This is a genomic window from Mesorhizobium shonense, assembly GCF_040545255.1.
GTDB lineage: Bacteria > Pseudomonadota > Alphaproteobacteria > Rhizobiales > Rhizobiaceae > Mesorhizobium > Mesorhizobium shonense.
The window spans coordinates 188,691-205,543 of the sequence record NZ_JBEPLM010000007.1; the positions used below are offsets into that span (position 1 = coordinate 188,691).

Annotated in this window: 15 protein-coding genes and 2 pseudogenes; 9 read left to right on the plus strand and 8 right to left on the minus strand. The window is 60.3% G+C overall.

Annotated features, from left to right (window positions below; translation table 11 throughout):
* Positions 1-5 precede the first annotated feature (5 nt).
* The 4 genes from ABID26_RS19595 (at position 6) to ABID26_RS19610 (ending at position 3,188) form a co-directional block, all read left to right on the plus strand.
* The gene (locus ABID26_RS19595) at positions 6-353 is read left to right on the plus strand and encodes a hypothetical protein (protein ID WP_292368091.1); all 348 of its coding nucleotides are present in this window, start codon (positions 6-8) and stop codon (positions 351-353) included.
* Positions 354-986: 633 nt separating this feature from the next.
* Positions 987-1,637 (plus strand): sugar transferase, encoded by a 651-nt coding sequence (locus tag ABID26_RS19600; RefSeq protein ID WP_292368093.1) that lies wholly within the window; start codon positions 987-989, stop codon positions 1,635-1,637.
* 121 nt (positions 1,638-1,758) lie between these two features.
* Positions 1,759-2,274, plus strand: a complete 516-nt coding sequence (locus ABID26_RS19605; RefSeq protein WP_292374235.1) for a hypothetical protein — start codon at positions 1,759-1,761, stop codon at positions 2,272-2,274.
* A 467-nt stretch (positions 2,275-2,741) separates the two neighbouring features.
* Positions 2,742-3,188 carry a hypothetical protein gene (locus tag ABID26_RS19610; RefSeq protein ID WP_292368097.1) on the plus strand — a complete coding sequence of 149 codons (447 nt, stop codon included), beginning with the start codon at positions 2,742-2,744 and terminating at the stop codon, positions 3,186-3,188.
* Here ABID26_RS19610 and ABID26_RS19615 read toward each other — a convergent pair.
* From ABID26_RS19615 to ABID26_RS37075, 7 genes and pseudogenes are all read right to left on the minus strand, one after another.
* Complete coding sequence (locus ABID26_RS19615; protein WP_292374239.1) at positions 3,132-4,421, minus strand: lipopolysaccharide biosynthesis protein; 1,290 nt, start codon at positions 4,419-4,421, stop codon at positions 3,132-3,134. The genes ABID26_RS19610 and ABID26_RS19615 overlap by 57 nt on opposite strands.
* Positions 4,418-5,803: an O-antigen ligase family protein gene (locus ABID26_RS19620; protein WP_292374241.1), complete on the minus strand. Its 1,386-nt coding sequence runs from the start codon at positions 5,801-5,803 to the stop codon at positions 4,418-4,420. The genes ABID26_RS19615 and ABID26_RS19620 overlap by 4 nt, the downstream gene beginning before the upstream one ends.
* A gap of 2 nt (positions 5,804-5,805) precedes the next feature.
* Positions 5,806-7,410 (minus strand): right-handed parallel beta-helix repeat-containing protein, encoded by a 1,605-nt coding sequence (locus ABID26_RS19625; protein ID WP_292368103.1) that lies wholly within the window; start codon positions 7,408-7,410, stop codon positions 5,806-5,808.
* Positions 7,400-9,553, minus strand: coding sequence for a GumC family protein (locus tag ABID26_RS19630; RefSeq protein WP_292374244.1), 2,154 nt, complete (start codon positions 9,551-9,553; stop codon positions 7,400-7,402). The genes ABID26_RS19625 and ABID26_RS19630 overlap by 11 nt, the downstream gene beginning before the upstream one ends.
* Positions 9,550-10,884 (minus strand): hypothetical protein, encoded by a 1,335-nt coding sequence (locus tag ABID26_RS19635; protein WP_292374246.1) that lies wholly within the window; start codon positions 10,882-10,884, stop codon positions 9,550-9,552. Before ABID26_RS19635 ends, ABID26_RS19630 begins: the two co-directional genes overlap by 4 nt.
* Positions 10,885-10,902: 18 nt before the next feature.
* Entirely contained in the window at positions 10,903-12,396 is a 1,494-nt protein-coding gene (locus tag ABID26_RS19640) for a nucleoside/nucleotide kinase family protein (protein ID WP_292374248.1), read from the minus strand.
* A 231-nt stretch (positions 12,397-12,627) separates the two neighbouring features.
* Positions 12,628-13,846 (minus strand): annotated as a pseudogene (locus ABID26_RS37075) (IS256 family transposase).
* A 266-nt stretch (positions 13,847-14,112) separates the two neighbouring features.
* Between ABID26_RS37075 and ABID26_RS19660 the strand changes: the two are divergent.
* Complete coding sequence (locus ABID26_RS19660; RefSeq protein ID WP_354416057.1) at positions 14,113-14,949, plus strand: WecB/TagA/CpsF family glycosyltransferase; 837 nt, start codon at positions 14,113-14,115, stop codon at positions 14,947-14,949.
* Between the two features lie 79 nt (positions 14,950-15,028).
* Here ABID26_RS19660 and ABID26_RS19665 read toward each other — a convergent pair.
* Positions 15,029-15,207 (minus strand): annotated as a pseudogene (locus ABID26_RS19665) (transposase domain-containing protein); the annotation flags it as partial.
* Between the two features lie 83 nt (positions 15,208-15,290).
* On the opposite strand from ABID26_RS19665, the gene ABID26_RS19670 reads away from it, so the two are divergent.
* From ABID26_RS19670 to ABID26_RS19685, 4 genes are read left to right on the plus strand one after another with little or no spacing between them, the layout of a single operon-like run.
* On the plus strand, positions 15,291-15,707 hold the full coding sequence (locus tag ABID26_RS19670; RefSeq protein ID WP_354416168.1) for a hypothetical protein: 417 nt from the start codon (positions 15,291-15,293) through the stop codon (positions 15,705-15,707).
* Positions 15,688-15,978: a recombinase family protein gene (locus tag ABID26_RS19675; RefSeq protein WP_354416058.1), complete on the plus strand. Its 291-nt coding sequence runs from the start codon at positions 15,688-15,690 to the stop codon at positions 15,976-15,978. Before ABID26_RS19670 ends, ABID26_RS19675 begins: the two co-directional genes overlap by 20 nt.
* 10 nt (positions 15,979-15,988) lie before the next feature.
* A complete protein-coding gene (locus ABID26_RS19680) occupies positions 15,989-16,411 on the plus strand; it encodes a serine integrase family protein (protein ID WP_292368117.1) in 423 nt (140 codons plus the stop codon).
* Positions 16,378-16,809, plus strand: a complete 432-nt coding sequence (locus tag ABID26_RS19685; RefSeq protein ID WP_292374258.1) for a recombinase family protein — start codon at positions 16,378-16,380, stop codon at positions 16,807-16,809. The genes ABID26_RS19680 and ABID26_RS19685 overlap by 34 nt, the downstream gene beginning before the upstream one ends.
* Positions 16,810-16,853 lie beyond the last annotated feature (44 nt).

Here is a 16,853-nt window from a genome sequence, read left to right on the forward strand (position 1 = left end):
CGCCGATGTACGTCTCAATGCTCATCCGCAAGTTCGTCATCGAGGCGATCTACTCCGCCCTGTTTCTGATTGCATTTCATTGGGTGGCCGCCACACCGTTCGAGATGTTCGTGATCTTCGGGCTGTTCACCATCTTCCTGAGGCTTCGCACGGGCAACGATTCCGCCGAGCTTCGGGCGCAGAATAATCTGCTCATGCGCATGATATTCGACGGGAAGGATCTGCTTTCCCGCTTCTCGGACGAACAGAAGGATTCGGTCGGCGGCGAATACAGCGGCCAGATATTCTCCCGCATCATCTCTTGGGTCACCCAGGCCTGGATGCTGTTCTGGATCGTGAGGAGCATCTTTTAGATCGATCGGGTACGCCAATTGTTGACAACCCCACAACCGATTGAATCCAAGTTCCCCAGCCACACCATCTTTTGCTTATATATCAATTTCTTAGGTAACTTTAGAAGCTTCTAAGTATTACAGCCTAGTGGATGATCCACATGGCAGTCCGGCCTGCCCCTCGCCTCGTTCAATCAGTGCGGGTGCATTTGCCCACTGCGCGTCAGGGATGAAAGTTCACGCTCGGTTCGGTCTTAGCGCAGAATTTTCTTCTAACCCCAATCCAGCGCGTTGATCCGATCGATGAACGCAAGGATCGGCGCATCTTTTGCGGCGCTATCGAGAGACTGCAGGTCAGGCGGCTCAATCACCCTTCCTTTGAGTCAGATTCCCTCCTCTGGCGGAATCCCCTTTGCGTTGCGAGAGGTAATTTCGCTAGACTCTTTAATCCAAATTTTGTAAAGTTATTTGCAGTAAATCTTTCCGAAGGCGCAGTTGCGATCTGGACGCACGGTGGTGTATGAGATGCGCTAGTTATCTCGGCGATGCTGAGTAAAAAGGATGCCTACGGCGCAGTGATAATCACCAGACGGTGTGTTTGGTCTGGAGTGTTGTTCTTATTGCAATGAAGCCATGTCGTTCGTAGGGGTCGACATGGATTTGTTAGAGCATTCTACTGGTCTGGTTATTAGCGATCTATCCCGCAGTTATCTGAACAGCCGGTTCAGACGATCGCTGGATACGTTGGTAGCTGTACTCTTGTTGGTTGCCCTGATCCCGGTGATAGGGCTCATAGCCGTCGGTGTTTCAATAACATCTCCTGGACCAATCCTTTTCCGGCAACGACGGAGCGGAATAGGCATGAAGCCATTTATGCTCCTCAAGTTCCGTACGATGTATTGGGCGGAGGAACGGGCGGGAACGGTCGAGCAAGCGATCCGGGAGGATGCACGAGTCACCCCATTGGGCCGGCTCCTCCGGGCGACGAGCCTCGATGAGCTTCCACAGCTCTTCAACGTGGTGCGTGGTGAGATGTCACTCATCGGCCCGCGGCCACATGCCGTTGAGCATGACCGATTCTACATGACGCGCATCCCACATTATGTGCGGCGATTTGAAGTTCGCCCAGGCTTGACTGGGCTTGCGCAAATCAGCGGCGCGCGCGGGGGCACCCCGCGAATACAGGACATGCAGCGGCGTGTGGACATTGATTTGGAGTATATCGAGAACGCCAGTTTGCCAGTCGATTGCCTGATCTTCCTTCATACCGTCCGTGAGGTGTTCGAATCAGATTCCGCCTACTGAGCCGGTCCGCGGCCCGTCCCCCAATCGTGCATACGATTGAGTGATTCGGAAGTTGTTTGGAGTCTGACCATGACGACCGAAGCAGTTCCGTTCTACCGCACGCACATTTGTGTTATCGCCAGTGGACAATCCGCCGAACAAGGGTGCGGATGACGGCGCGACGTTCGGAGGCAAGGCGAGGAAACAAGGAATCATCATCATTGATCGCCGTGCGCTCGCCCGCGACTGTCTCGTTTCGGCGATTAGGACCATCAAGACCAACCGCAGGATCGAACATTTTTCAACTGTGCATGAGTTGTTGCAGCAGGATTGGCGGCGGCTTGCGCCCTCCCTGTTGGTGTATTGCTATCACGAGACGGGTGACAACCCGGAAGGCTTGGAAGAAGAGGTTTCAGCGCTCAATGGAGCTCCAGAGCGGGTGCCATTCGTGCTGGTAGCCGATGTCGACGATATTGAGATCATTGATCGCGCTTTCCGGGTTGGGATGTGCGGGTTCGTTCCGTCTACCCAATCGTTGCAAGTCTTGATGCAAGCTGTGGCTCCGCTTGTTGGGACAGCGCCCCGCGGAATTTCTACTCGGCTTGCGGCCTGGTCCGGCACACGCGCGCCAATCTTGCCTCGATCACAGGAACTCTGACACCCCTCCAACGCGACGTGCTGCGGGAACACCAGCCGGGCAATGCTAACAAAGTGATCGCGCCGAACCTCTCAGTCCGCGAAGTGAATGACGTGCGCGACACGCTTTCGCCCGGTCGGAAATAGCCGCATTTTTGGCATCAGCTGACAATAATAAGCACGAAGCAGTGCGCTTAGTCTTGCACGACAATCCAGGCAACCCTGCCGCCGCAGTGTTGGTGACAAAGACACCTGTCAGCGAAATAACTCGCGTGAAAGATACGAGCCTCGCGGGCATGACCTGCCCAACGGGCACCTGCCAGGCTTGGCTGCGCTGGCGGGTGCCGTTGAGCTGGTTCGGGGAATTCCGGCCTCTAGGAAATCCGCTATCGCGCTTATGTGGACGAGCCGGATGGCAACCGCATGATTTCCGCTCTCAATTTCTAGACTTACATCAATAATGGAAAACCGCAGGATGACGTCACCCGCATGCCTTATCTGCGCGCCAAAGGATCGTACACAGGTGCAGGCTATTGCGAAGCGAGCCTGCGCCAGCCGGTGCCGGACTCCCTTGTTACGACGCTTTATTCGCCGGAGGTTGCAATGGTGGACCATGGAGAAGCCGGCGACCTTCCGGTGACCCATTCGATCGTCCTGCCCGATGCTGATTTCCACAACGGGATTGCTGGCGTCACGATTGTAGAGGCTGCGGGAAGCTTTGGCCGAGCAAGAGTTCCTGCGGGAGTGGGCGCTGCCTCTGGCGTACACCGGCTGATCGTCAACAGCGATTGCAATGCGCGGCTCCACCAATTCCGGCTTGCTGGTGTTTCCCTTCACGATCAATTGAGGACGGCGCCGTATGGGACGGCTACCAAGTGCTCAAGGTTTGATCGTTCGCCAGAAACATATGAAATAGGTGATGTTGGCAGCGATTAGCGTAGCTGCGGTCGCAACGGCGGCGCCATCGGCACCGTAAAGTGCCGAAAGGATGAAGGTTGCTACGAAATTGAATGCCGCGAAGCCCAGCGCCAGCTTGCTGTAGGTCCGCTCCTTGTCAACCATCATCAGTGCCGTGGCGCAAGGGCCTGCGGCGGCAGAGATCAGATAGCCGAGGCCAAGGAGACGGAGGATAGCGGCCGCTCCAACAAACTCGTTGCCGAACCAGCCGAGCACAAGAGTTGGCACCGCCCAGAACGCTACGGCAAGCGGCAGTGCACCAGCGAGCGACAACAGACAAAGGCGCAGATATGACGTCCTCAGTTCCTCGAGGCGGCCATCGTTGAACATCACGCTAATCCACGGCGCGGCAACCGGCGTAATGATCCGCAGCATGAAGACGTTCATCAGCGCGAGCCGCGACGCGGCTTGATAAAGTCCCGCACCATGGTTGTCGCCGGTAAAGCCCAAGATCAGCACGGCGGTGCGTGATACGAGCTCGTCACTAAGACTGCCGACCAGCATGGCGGCGGCCGCAAAAGCCCATTCGCCCACACGCCATTCAGCTGCTGTCTTCCAGGTGGCGGGCGGCGTAAACTTCGCGACTGCAACCGCTGAAATCGCAAGGAGCGGAACGCAGATGGCGCCGTAATAGACCACCGCACGGCCTGGATCGTGGAGCCCCAGTGCCAACACCAAGCCAATGACGCCCACTGGCAGCATCAGGGTAGGCAAAGCCTCACCGAGGTCGCCCGCGTGGAAGCCGCGCAATAAGTAACGATGCAGTTCAAGCAGTGTCACTGCTGTGGCAAGTAATGCCATATAGGCCGGAACTATGTTGTCCGGGGTTCCTGGCCACATGAAGCGTGCGAAGCCCAGCGCTCCGAGGAATACGGCGAGCCCGGCGATAGTCGTCGCATAAGCCTGCAGCAGCACCCCCTTGATGAGACCGAACTGTTGTGCGTTGGTGTAAGCGCTCAGCAGCCGCGTCGAAGCGTTGAGCCAGCCCATCGGAGCAAGCCGCGCTGCGACTGTGGCGATCGCCAAGGCGACATTGAACGCGCCGTAATCCGCTGCGCCAAGTGACCGGGCCAAAACGATTTCGAGCGCGAACAGGGCAGCAACGCCGGCGCTGCGCACGAAGAGTACCCGCAGGATGCGCCCACTCAGCTTGCGGCGCGAAGCGGCGCTAGCATCGGAGCTCTCCAGCCACGCCGACGGGAGGAAGGTCATGACCGGAGACTCTGCCGAATCGGGGACTGCAGCGCCACCCTCCGGGCGGGTTGCAAGCTGGCTGCGAGAAACTCGCTGTAGGCAATGAAGAGGAAAATCAGTATGGAGGCGATCGCGGGTGCGTCAATATCCTCGAACGCGAGCCACGCCCACAAAGTGATCTGAAGCGTCAACAACAGCCGGAGCTGCGTTCTGGCAACGACTGGCAGCCTCTTGGCGGCCGCTGCGAGACCGAGCCAGCGTATGGCCGGAAGAACCAGTAGGTAGGCCGCCACCAGCGACAGACCGAGAACGCCTCCCTTTGTAAAGGCGGAGATGAAAGTCGAGTGCGAACCCACCGCGATATGGCTGATTTCTTCGCGCGGCTTGATGCCGAGGCCGAAGACGGGGTTGTTGTCGAGCGTTTCGACGACGGCTCGGACGTAGTTGTCAGTGCGGCTGTCGGTGCTGTATTGCCGGTAAGTCGTGAGCGACGATAAGTCCGCGACTAGCGACAGGAGAAGGACCGCGGCAACCGCCGCAATGCTTGCCAAGCGTCGAAATGGCGAACCGAAAGCTATTCCCGCCACCGCGAGCCCCGCCAACCAGCCTGCAAGAACTGAACGGCTTAACGAAATGGCGAGTGTTGCCGTGATGAGGCCCTCAAGCAATGGCGCGAGCAGGGCTCGCCGGCCTCCACGGTTATGCAGGTGCAGAAGCGCCAGGACACCGAGGATGGCGATGATGATGGCAGTGGCGTTTGGATAGGGGCCATAGATGCCGATGCGTGGCGTCGGAGTTCCGTGCAAGCCCCAGTCGGCAATAGTGAGGGTGATTGTTGTGGACTGGCGGATGAGAGCAGCCGAATCTGGAATCCTGTTACCGGCGATGGCGCCAAAGAGACTTGGGAATTGCAAGTCGAATCGCCTGACTGCATAGGCGAACACGAAGGCGCCCCAGGTCAGGGGGATGAGAACTACAAAGCTCCAGAAGGCACGATGAAGAATGCGGCGGCGCCCATCGCCGGCATCTTGGAGGAGCGCGCGAAACTGCTGGACGATGATGAGGGCGCTCGCCCAGATTGCCACGTTATAGATGGCCGCGGCGAATCTCAGCGGTTCCTGCGCGATGATGAGGCCATTGACGAATGCGGATCCGGTGAGCGCAACGATGATGAAGGCGAGCAGACAGTCCCCCAAAGTGAAATGCAGGTTTGCCGAAGGGCGCATGATCAACAAGATGAGGGCGAGTAACATCGGCATCAGGAAGCCGATGCCCAAGGCCCACCAAATGGGTAGCCCGAGCAGAAGAATCGAAAAAGCTGCTTCGGTAAAGTGAGCATAGCCCTTCTCCCGCCTGCGGCTGGCGGCAACAAGGCGCGATGGGGCAGCACTCATGGACATGTTCAGGAGTCGATCCTTCCGCAACTCCGCCAGTTGCCTGGGCTTCCGCGCATTACACAGAACCACGCCGCCGCGGCACCTGGAGTAGGTGCATCGTTGTCGATGCGGAGGCCCGCAGGGTGCCAACCCTGTGACGGTGGAGCGTTTGCAAACTGAAAACTGTTGCCGGTGAAGCGGGGCCGGACCGCTGTTTCGTCCCAAGGCCGCAAGAAGGGAGTAGCGGTTCCCGGGGCGGAGTTTCCAATAACTAGCGCTTCAAATTCGCCGCCCCCCGCCTTTCCGAAATCGAATGTGGAAAAGGCATGGGTAGCATCGCCCCGCCTGACAATCGTGTTGCCGATGACGACGGCGCGCGCTGTGGGCATCGATCCGGCCCGCAGGCTGATTGCCACATAATCATTTCCGGCAGTGGCCGCCACAGAGCGGCAGGCGATACGATTGGATGAGATAATGAGCGAGCCATCGGCGCCGTCGCCGAGCGCGACGATGGAGTTGCACGATATGGCTGAGAGAACCCCGTCGCGCTCTCCAGCGCCGACGCCCCAACCATCAATGTAGCAACCGGAAATTTCCGTCTGGAAGGCATGCTCGAAGACCATGCCATTACGCCCCGCGCCGTTTAAGTGGCAACCGGTGGCGCGCCATCCTGCGGATTGGGTGATGTGAATGCCATTGCCACGGCAACCCAGAAGTGCTTCGGGGCCGACGGCGACGGTGCAATAGTCCAAAATGCCGTCAGTCGCCAATGGCGGCTCAGTTGCGCCTCTGGGGTCTCGGGCTCCCGGCAAAGCGCCGACCAGGATGCCGCCGAAATTCATCTCGCCATGTGGTCCTGTGAAACTGGCTCCGCCAACCCCCGCGCCCTTGACCCATACGCGACGCAGTAGGTTGTCGACGAGCGCAGCCATAAAGGTACCGTCGGGGCGCTGGGTATTAATCCACAGGCCAAAGCCGGTGGCGCTCCGGATCCAAATGTTATGAATGTCGAGTTGTTGATTGGCGAGCATAAGCCCGTGGACTGGAACACCGCCGCGCGCTGTTATGGCATCGACGTCGAAGTACAAGTCGCGCATGTGAAGGCGTCTTGCAAAATCTTTCCCCTCCACCCATTCACGGCTGACCAGCAATGCGGCAAGCGGCAGTGGAGCCACACCTTCAACGCTTGAATAGTGTAGGACATATGGCGTCTCAAATCCCTTCAGGGCCCGAAAACCGCTCAGCGGAGAATTGCCGTCCCCCGGCACTTCGCCAGCAAGCTCGATCGACTGCGGAACGGCGATTGGGCGGGCGAGGCCGAACATGCGAGGCGGTACACGCAGCCGCGTGCCGGGCCTTTGCCCTGCCCAGTCAAGTGCTGTCTGCAGAGCCTCAGAGTCGTCGGTGACGCCATCGCCGCGCGCACCGAAATCGTCTAGCGACGGCAATTCCCGCAGTTTATCTTCAATGCGGCGCTTAAGACTTCCCGGTGCCGCAAGACTGAATTCCGCCCCGGCGTGGGACGTATTGGCACTCACCCCCGCCGGCAGCGCAGCACCTGCTCCAGCAAGACCTGCAAGGAGGAAGCGCCGCCGGTTGGATGGCGCGGCACCTTGATCTTCATCCCTCATAGAGTCTCCGGAAACGCTTTGGCGTGAGCAGGCCTGACGACTGGAGTAGTTGCCCCCGGATTTCGACGCCGGTCATGACGGCAAAGACGAAACGGGTGGTCAGCCGCCGCAACACTCCGGCACCAGCCTCGGCGTCGGAGCGCTCGGTCCTGCCCCATTCCAGGGCGATGAGGACGCAATCGCCATGGCTTGCGAGGACGTGGCAGTCGCTTACCCCCAGCAGCGGCGGCGCATTGATGACGATATACTTGTAGCGCTTGGCCAGCATCTTGATCAGCGTGACGATGTTGTTGTGGGGGGCAGAAACATGGGCGTCACTTTGGGGCTCGCCGTCGAGGGGCAAGATGTCGAGTCCCGTTGCCTGATCGAGGATCAGCGCCAGATCGATCGAGGTGTCGGAAGTCAGATTTGAGGTCAACAGCTTGGTTGCTTCGGCCGGCACTTGCAGGCCGAAATCTCGCATCAGTACCGGTTGGTACTTGTCGAAATTCACCAGTAACGTGCGCTTGCCGGCCAGGGCGCAATAGACTGCGAGATCGACAGCGAGCCGCGCCTTTTCGCAGCTCGGCAGGGGTGAGGTGATCACAATGGTCCTGGCCCGCGGTGAGGCAACGGCCAGTCGCGCCTCCAGAGCGCCAACCGCGTGGGCATAGAGGGAGTTCGCCTTCCGGCCGAGGGCCGAGAGTTGGCGGATCTGACCGGCGACGCGATCAGGCTTGGGCAACAGAGCCAGGCAGGGCACCCCTAGCGCTTCCTCGACCTCGCGTGAACCGACGAGCCGCTTGTCCAAGGATTCGCGCGCAAGTGCGATCGCGGCCCCGAGCAGAGTCGATAGCACCGCAGCAGCAGCGGCGATGATGAAGACACTGAGGCTCGATGGCTTGATAGGAATCTCGGCCGGCGACATGACCCAAGCGCCCGCATCCTCAGAACCGAGCACAGCGTCGGCTTGTTGTTCGGAACGCAGCAGATCCTCATAGACTGAGCGCTTTGCTACGGCGTCGCGCTCAGCTCCCTGCAATTGCACGGAGTAGAGCTCGGCGCGTCCGTTTTGGTCTGCGGCTCCCTTTAACTGCTGTTCGAACGCTGCCGACCGCGCTGTGACCGCGGCGAGTTCGTTGCGAATGCCCGTGACGATGCGGTCAATCTCTTGGGAAATGCGCTGCCTGACATCGGCAAGGTGGCCGTTCAGCATTGCAGTACGCGGATTGTGGTCGTTATAGATCGCTGAATTCTCGGCAATCTGGCGCACCAGATCCAGTTCCAGCGTGCGCAATTGCGACACGGCTTGGGAGGCGAGAACCGCATTGATCGCGTTGGTAGGACCGCCGGACAACTTGATCTGATCGATGGCTGATAGTTTCGATCGGAGATTGGCTTCGTCAGCCCTCGACTCGATCAGCAGCTTGTTTAGTTCTTGCATATCGGAATTTGCAAGCGTGACATTGCTGCTTGCCAATATCTGGCCCTTTGCACGCAGGTCAGCGACCCTGTCTTCGGCTTCCATTACCTGGCGCTTCTGAGCATCAAGCCACTTCAGGGCGCGTGCGCGCCAAGCACTGACCTTGGCATTTTTGCGGTCGAGAAGATTGGCCACGTAGAAGTTGGCCAGCCGATTTGCAATTGCTGCCGCCTTGCCGGAATCGATGGAAGTGAACGAAATTTGAATTACGCGTGAGTCCGGGGGATTGGTGACGGCGAGGTTCCGCTCAAATATGTAAAGTGCATATCCGCGCAACTCTTCGGTGGCGTTCGCTTCCTGGCCTTTGCTTGAGAACCGCGCAAGGAACCGGCCACGTGCGCTGATCTGGAATTCTGGATCATTGAGGAGTTCCAGTGCATCGATCGTCTGGTTGGCAAGAGGATTACCCAGCAGAGTCTTGACCTGGGTCTGCATGAGTGAGGGGTCCGTGGTGGGACTCTGTGTCTCAACAGGGGCGCCGGTGAGACTCGTTTTTGGGTCGACGACGACCAGCACCGTCGCCGTGTAGCTGGGGCCGCGCCAGATGGCAAAGGCGGTAGATGCCATGGTGACGACGAGTATGGTGGTGATGACGGTCCGAGTGCGCTTGCGCAAAATGGCCAAGAGATCGCTGAATGAGGCTTCGCGACTTGTTTCGGCGATCGAGTTCTCATCGATCATGATGCTTGAAATCTCTCGTTCTTCCCTGTCGTGATCGTTATCTGACGATCCGTTTCAAAGGCGCCTCCGGCCGCGCCAAAATGAAGGCAGGCCGCGAGGGCGGTCGCGAAATCATTGCAGTTGCTCTCTTCACGGCCGGCAAGCCTGGACTCAACAAACCACAAAAGTGAGCACAGCAGACTGATCGCCGCGAGCGGCTGCGCATTGTCCGGATCGAAGCCCTTGCTTTGCAAGGCATCGCGGCCCACGTGGATGACGCGCGGCATCAACGGCAGCTTGGTCAAACGGCGCATTTCAATGAACATCACGAACTGCATGATGTCGAGGCCCAGTGGAACTCCGATTTTGCCACGCTCCCAGTCCCACACGTTGAAACGGCCACCTCTAAGAACCCGGATATTCGGCGGGATCCAGTCACCATGGCTTACACCAAGCGGGAAGACGATCCCGCCCCAGCGCGCTTCCACTGTCCTCCAACCGTGTTCGACAGCGGCGGCGACACTGGCAGACAGCAGAGGACCTGATTGGCTGGCCAAGGTGCGAATCTCCTGCCAGAAGCCGGTCTCAGCCAGGGCTTTGGGTGGTGACGGCGCGAGGCTGGCGATGGCAGCAGCGGCCGGCAACATCGTGTGCACAATGGGGGACCACCCGCGGCCGGGAAGCTGGTGGACGATCAGCGCCTCAAGACCGCGCCAGGGTCCGCTGCCGAGCACCGTCGGAATGGCCACGGCGCTCTGGCGGCAGAGCGGAGCGAGTTCTCTGAGAAATTGCGCTTCATGGCGCACCAGGCGCCGAGTCAACTCATCCCAGCCGAATTTCGCATAGGCCAGAACCTGGCCTCGCGGTGATACCGCTTGAACGACGGGCTTGCTATTGGGCCGGCCCGGGGCAAGCCTAAGACTCATCACGAAGTCCCCCGTGCCGAGCACATCCGCAAGAAAGCCGTGGACCGGCGTGTCTTTGGCTGCAAACGAATCTGTGACGACGGAGACGCGATTGCCCCAGGACAACAGCGGCAGACCGAGACGGCTTTCGAATGACAACACCTGGGCGGCCAGGCGCGACACGCGCGAACCAGCTCCCGTCCCATACTGCGCAAGGACCGCAGTGCGGGCCTTAGCACCACCGGTGAGTGGGATAAGCACACGGGGATCATCGAGCCCGGGGAATACCGCATAGCGCTCAAGGATTTTGTGGCCGTTCTCCATGCCTGCGGGGCTTATTTGGAGCATGCCAAACTGGCCGCCGGAGAGCACCTGCAACGCGGAATCGAGGTGCCGCAGACAGAGCATTGGGTCCTGTGTGTTGCCGTACCGTAGATCGTGCACCAAGGATCCAACCCTCCTTTTTCACAAGACCGCCCAAACCGCATTGACCGCCTGTCTGGCCGTCTCTTCCAGAGGTGCGGTTGTGTCGATGGTGACGACAGGCGTCGATCCGAAATCCGTCTTACGTTCGAGTTCCCAATGCCGCCGCACCGCGGCCTCGTCCGGTCCTCCTGCCTTGTCGCGTGTGGCATCGCGCGCGATGGCGATAGCGATCGGCGCTGTGAGTTTTATTACGAGATTGGGACGGGGTATCGCGGAGTAGCAGTAGCGTTCGTATTGCATCAACTTGCGCTTCAGCCATGAATCGCAACCGGCAAGGGCCAGACTGTCGAAGCTGCTGCTGTCGATGGTGCCGGGCTGCAACGAGGGATATCGGTCAGATATGACAATTGCGCCGGCTGCCGCTTTGCGCAGAGCGCGCTGCAGCAGACGGCGGCGGTCGTGTGCGAGCAATGCCATCCGTGCGACATGGAAGAGGGAGAAATCGCGACGCTCGCGGCGCGCGGCGTCTTCATAGACCGCCCACCGTTCATGCGGCAGGAGGCGGCGGGCCAGGGGAACGAACCAGCTCGGAATCCAGGAAATCAACGTTGGCGGCGGTTTTCCAGCGTGGATGCGGCAAACGTTTAGGTGCCGGCCGAGGCAGCGGGCGAGTTCATTCGCAGTCGTTGATTTGCCAGTCGCCTTGGGGCCTACCAGTGCCACAATGGCGCCGCCGCTCACGAGGTGCAAACTCTTCGCGCCACTCAGCTTGCCCCTGACGAAATCGCCAAAGCGCCAGAGCCGCGAGGCAGCAGCTGCAAATGCTGAAAGCCGCCGCATGCCGCGCAGCCGCCATGCAACCTTCCAGCCAAGCCGAATACGGAGCAAAATTGCATCCTGTCTGGCGACAGCATTGACGAGATCGGAAAAGAGGCCAGGACCGATAACGGGAAACAGCCTGTCGCAAATGGCCGGGGGCGGCACGATGCTTCGACTGGCCGCCTGTTGCAGCCAGGCAAGTTCGTCGGCGTTGTTGCTGCGATGACGGTTTGATTTCAGTAATTCGATGGGACTCAGATGTTTCAGTGCGATCCTCAGCACAAAATAGACCAACTCGCAGGCCGCGTCCGGCACCTTCACCCCCAAGAGTTCACGGGTGTTGGCAAGGAGCTCGCCCTCGATCGGCATGCGGTAGTTCTTCACCAGGCTGTCGCCGCTATAGACTTCATGGCAGACGTGGAGGTCGACAAGCTCGCCCGTGTGACCGTCAAGGCCAATCGCGTGAAATGTGCTGGGGTGGCCGGCTCCAAGAGCGGATTGCGCCAGTTTGAACCCCGAGACGCTCAGCGCCCCTTGGAGATTCGCGGCCTGTCGGCGGTCCACAAGAATGTCAATGTCTTCGTCGCCGGCAAGGGTCGCTTCAAGACGGCAGTTGCTCTTCCAATGGCAATAGGAAATCCTTGCCGCATCCAGTTCCCTGACAAGCTTGCGGATTACGGCTTTCTCATTCTGACCTTTGCTGTCGAGGCTCAAGGCCCCTGGCACGGGAACCTGATTCATAGCCAACCACACACTACAACTGAGTCTAAGACATCAAACCGGCGATGGCGGTTCTGCAGTCTACCCCTGGCCCCCGCTGCTAGCATGGATCTGACAGCAGCGTTATTGGGCCTTGCGGGTTAGTCGTGCGTACCTCTTTTGGATCGTGCCCACTGTGTAGCTGACGGCATTGGTCGCCGTGCTCTCCGGCAAGGGCCGGAATGATCAGCGCGCCACGGCTGGCAGGCTGATGAGTGGATCATCAGCCCATCTGGCTGATGGTCTCAAGTGTCATGTAGCGCCCGCTGCATGGCCCATTCATCGTTCTGCTCGAGCAGCAGGGGCCGACGAGGCGGAGGATGGCGTTGTCGTTCGGGAAGATGCCGACCACGTCGGTTCGGCGCTTGATTTCGCCGTTGAGACGCCGATCGGATTCGTGCTGGGTGCTCCTTCCGGAAGGTCATGTAGGCGAGCACGTCAGGTTCGGCGTTGTCGAGGATGGCGGCCAGCTTCGGCACCTTCGGCCTGATCTGGTCGGCGACGGCCCGGCACTGGGAACTGGCGGCTTCGGGCGTCTCCTGCGCGAAAGCGATGGCGATGAAGGCCGTCGACGCGGCGGCCGCTCTTGCCTGCGTGCGCAGCACGTTCCTCATGAAGTGGACGCGGCAGCGCTGCCAAGTGGCTGAGAGAACCTTGGTCACCGCGGCCTTGAGGCCCTCATGCCCATCGGAGACGACGAGCTTGACCCCGCCCAGGCCACGCCGGGTAAGCTTGCGCAGGAACTCCGTCCAGATCGGCTCGGCCTCCGAGGTGCCGATCTCCATGCCGAGCACCTCGCGCCGGCCGTCGGTGTTGACGCCGACGGCGATGATGACAGCGACCGAAACGATGCGGCCGCCGCGGCGCACCTTGAGATAAGTCGCATCGATCCAAACGTACGGCCAGCCACCTTCGAACGGCCGTTCGAGGAAGGCCTTCACTTTGCCGTCGATCTCTTCGCATAGCCGCGACACCTGGCTCTTGGAGATGCCGCTCATGCCCATCGCCTTAACCAGGTCGTTGACCGAGCGGGTCGAGATACCTTGGACGTCAGGCCTCCTGGATGACGGCCGTCAGCGCCTTCTCGGCCATGCGGCGCGGCTCCTGGAAGCTGGGGAAGTAGGAGCCCTTCCTCAGCTTGGGGATGCGCAGCTCCACCGTGCCGGCCCGCGTCTCCCAGTCGCGCTCGCGATAACCGTTGCGCTGGGCGGTCCGCAGCGCGCTCTTCTCGCCATAGCCGGCCGGGTGGCGGCGCCCACCTCCAGCTCCATCAGCCGCTCAGCGGCAAAGCCGACCTTACTGCGCCCGCCGAAGCGAGCTTTGCGAGGCGGGTCATCTCGCGCAAGATATCGGCGTCGGGGGTCTTCTCCACGAGCGTGCGCAGGTTCGTCATGTCTTCGGTCATCGGTGGTTCCTTCGAATCAGGTTCGTGTCAGCGACCCGACCCTTACCGGAGAACATCGATGACCGCCGCTACGCCGCTCGCTCGCTTCAGCGCCGTTGAGGGGCGCGCTCGCGAGCGGATTGGTCACCGCCGAGCTACACCACTCGGCGGTGCACGATCCCTCTTTTGACTGAGACCCGTCGACCTTCTGCGTTTCCGCGCACTCCCTGTGCGCTGGTACAATTCCGCCAACTGCGCCGCGCACCAGCCGGCAAAGGGGTTCGATGATGAGTGCGGACACCGTCAATACGTCGTCACGAGTGCTGCGTGGGCGCACCGCCTCCCAGGCGCTACCCACGGAGATCATTGGTGGCGTGAGCATTGCCACTCTCAGCCGTGTTGAGACCGCAAGACTCATGGTTGACATGGCCCTCAGGGCCAGAGGCAGCGGACTCGCCCCCTGTATCTGTTCGTCAGTCAACGGACAGGTGTTGGCTGACCTCTATGTTGGCCGGAACCGTCATCGCACACAGCAGCTCCTTGCGTGCACGCATGTTCTGAGCGCCGATGGCCAGCCGCTTGTCTTCGCTTCCCGGTTGCTGGGAAACGGCGCGCTGCGAGATCGCTCCGCGACCACGGATCTGTTCCACGATGTGGCGAAGCTCGCTGCCGCGGAAGGCGCGAGCTTCTACATGCTCGGCGCTTCGGAAGATGAGAATCGATCCGCTGTTGGCAATGTCCGCGCCCGCTATCCCGGCCTTCGAATTGTGGGACGGAGGAACGGCTACTTTGCGTCCACGGATGAAGAGCTGCTGGCTGTGCAGGAGATCAATGCCTTGCGGCCAGATATACTGTGGGTAGCGATGGGTTTTCCGCGCGAGCTCGAGTTCTGCCATCGCTGGCGACAAGAGCTGACCAATGTTGGCGTGATGAAGACCAGCGGCGGGTTGTTCAACTTTCTGTCCGGCGCCCACAGGCGGGCACCGCAATGGATGCAGTCGGCCGGTCTCGAGTGGGCGCACCGGCTGTATCTCGAACCAAGGCGCCTGTCGGTCCGCTACGCCACGACCAACGTGATCGCCACTTGGGCTCTGCTCAGCAAGACCAAGCACACCCCGCAGTAGGCGCTCTTCCCGTCTCGAGCCCCTCGGCGCGCGCTCGCGATAACGGGACCTTTTGGCGGCTTCCGTCCAACGTAAGCGCTTAGCCGATAGCGTCTGGCTTGAAGTTCCAAGGCTTGAGCGCGTCGATTTCGGATGCGGCCAGCCTTGCGCGATGCGGGTCAAGGTCTGGGAGAGCCAGGCGAGCGGATCGACCCTATTCATTTTGGCCGTTTGCAGCAGGGTGGCCACCGTCGCCCAGGTTCGTCCACCAGCCTCGGAAGCAGCGTCATAATGCCGGGAATCCAGGCTTCGACGTGGTCGTCACCCATCCATTCCATCCGTTGGTCGGGCAGACCGTTGCCGTGGTCGGTGAGCATGATCATGACGGCATCCGCCACCTTTTGAATCGGCAGCCGCACGGCGGGACCTTCCATCTTCCGGACTGGATGGCCGCCCCACAGGCCGGTTCGGTTGCGATCATTGCTGCGCCCCGACTTCCGCTCACACACCTCCTCGAACTTCGCGCACTTGTCGATCATCTCGTAGCCTCTCTTCCGAGGGACCCGATCTTTGTAGGAGGACATGCCGATGAAGAATCCGCTGCGCACCCAACTGGATTTGTTCGCGCCCGCCGTACCGCCGGCCAAGATGTCGAGCGAGGAACGGGTAAAGGCAGTAATGCTGTTGCAGTCTCTACTCGTCGAAGCAGCGTCCGCGCCGGGCGCGGACTGTCGAGTCGGAGCCGGAAGCAGGCGGGCGATGAGCAAGATCACCGCTGAGCATCTTTGCCGCAGCCCCATCATCTACATCCGGCAGTCGACGACGTACCAGGTCGCGAACAACCTCGAGAGCCAGCGTCGCCAGGATGGCCTGACCGAGCGGACTCGGCAGTTGGGTTGGGACGATGTGCAAATCGTCGATGACGATCTCGGCCGATCCGGCGCCGGCACGGCTCGGCCCGGCTTTGGGAAGCTGTGGGCGGCCATGTGCGAGGGCCGCGTTGGAGCGGTCATCTCGCTGGAGGCGTCGCGGCTGGCGCGCTGGCCGTGACTGGCATACCTTGCTTGAGTTCTGCGGGTCGGTCGCAACATTGATCGTAGATGAAGATGGCGTCTACGATCCACGCCTGATCAACGATCGCCTGCTACCTGGCATGAAGGACACGATGAGAGAGATGGAGCTTTCGGTGTTCCGGCAACGCTCCATCGAGGCGCTGAGGCAGAAGGCACGCCGTGGGGAACTTCTGCTGACTGTAGCTATCGGCCATGTCAAAGCGGAAGATGGGCAGCTCGACAAGGATCCGGATCGTCGTGTCCGGGACGGCATTGCTCTGGTGTTCCGCAAATTCGCCGAGTTGCATTCGATCCGGCAGGTTCTGCTCTGGTTCCGCCAGGAGCAAGTTCTCGTTCCGTCGTTCAGAGCCGCGGCAAGCAGGCGATTGAATGGAAGGTGCCGGTCTATCACACGCTGCAACACATGCTGACCAACCCGGTCTATGCAGGCGCCTATGCTTTTGGCCGGCGCGGAACGCGCGTTGTAATCCAAGGCGGCCGCAAGCGCGTTATGCGCGATAGCATTCGCCACAACTGGAAGGACTGCGAGGTTTTGATCCGCGGCCACCATGAGGCATATATTTCCTGGGAGGAGTTCGTGAGGAATCAGCGCCAGATTGCCGACAACGCCAACGGCAAGAGCTACCTTGGGCGCGGGGCGATCCGCCGCGGCGAAGCCTTGCTGCCCGGTCTTTTCCGCTGCGCACGCTGCGGCCGTCGATTGCATGTCGCTTACAGCGGCAAAGGCGGAAACACCCTACGTCTGTCGCGGGACCTTCGGCGACAAGGCCGTCGACAACTGCATCCGCTTCAGCGGTATGCGGGTTGACCGGGCCTTTGCCCAAGAGGTTCTCGGTCAACTGCAACCGGCAT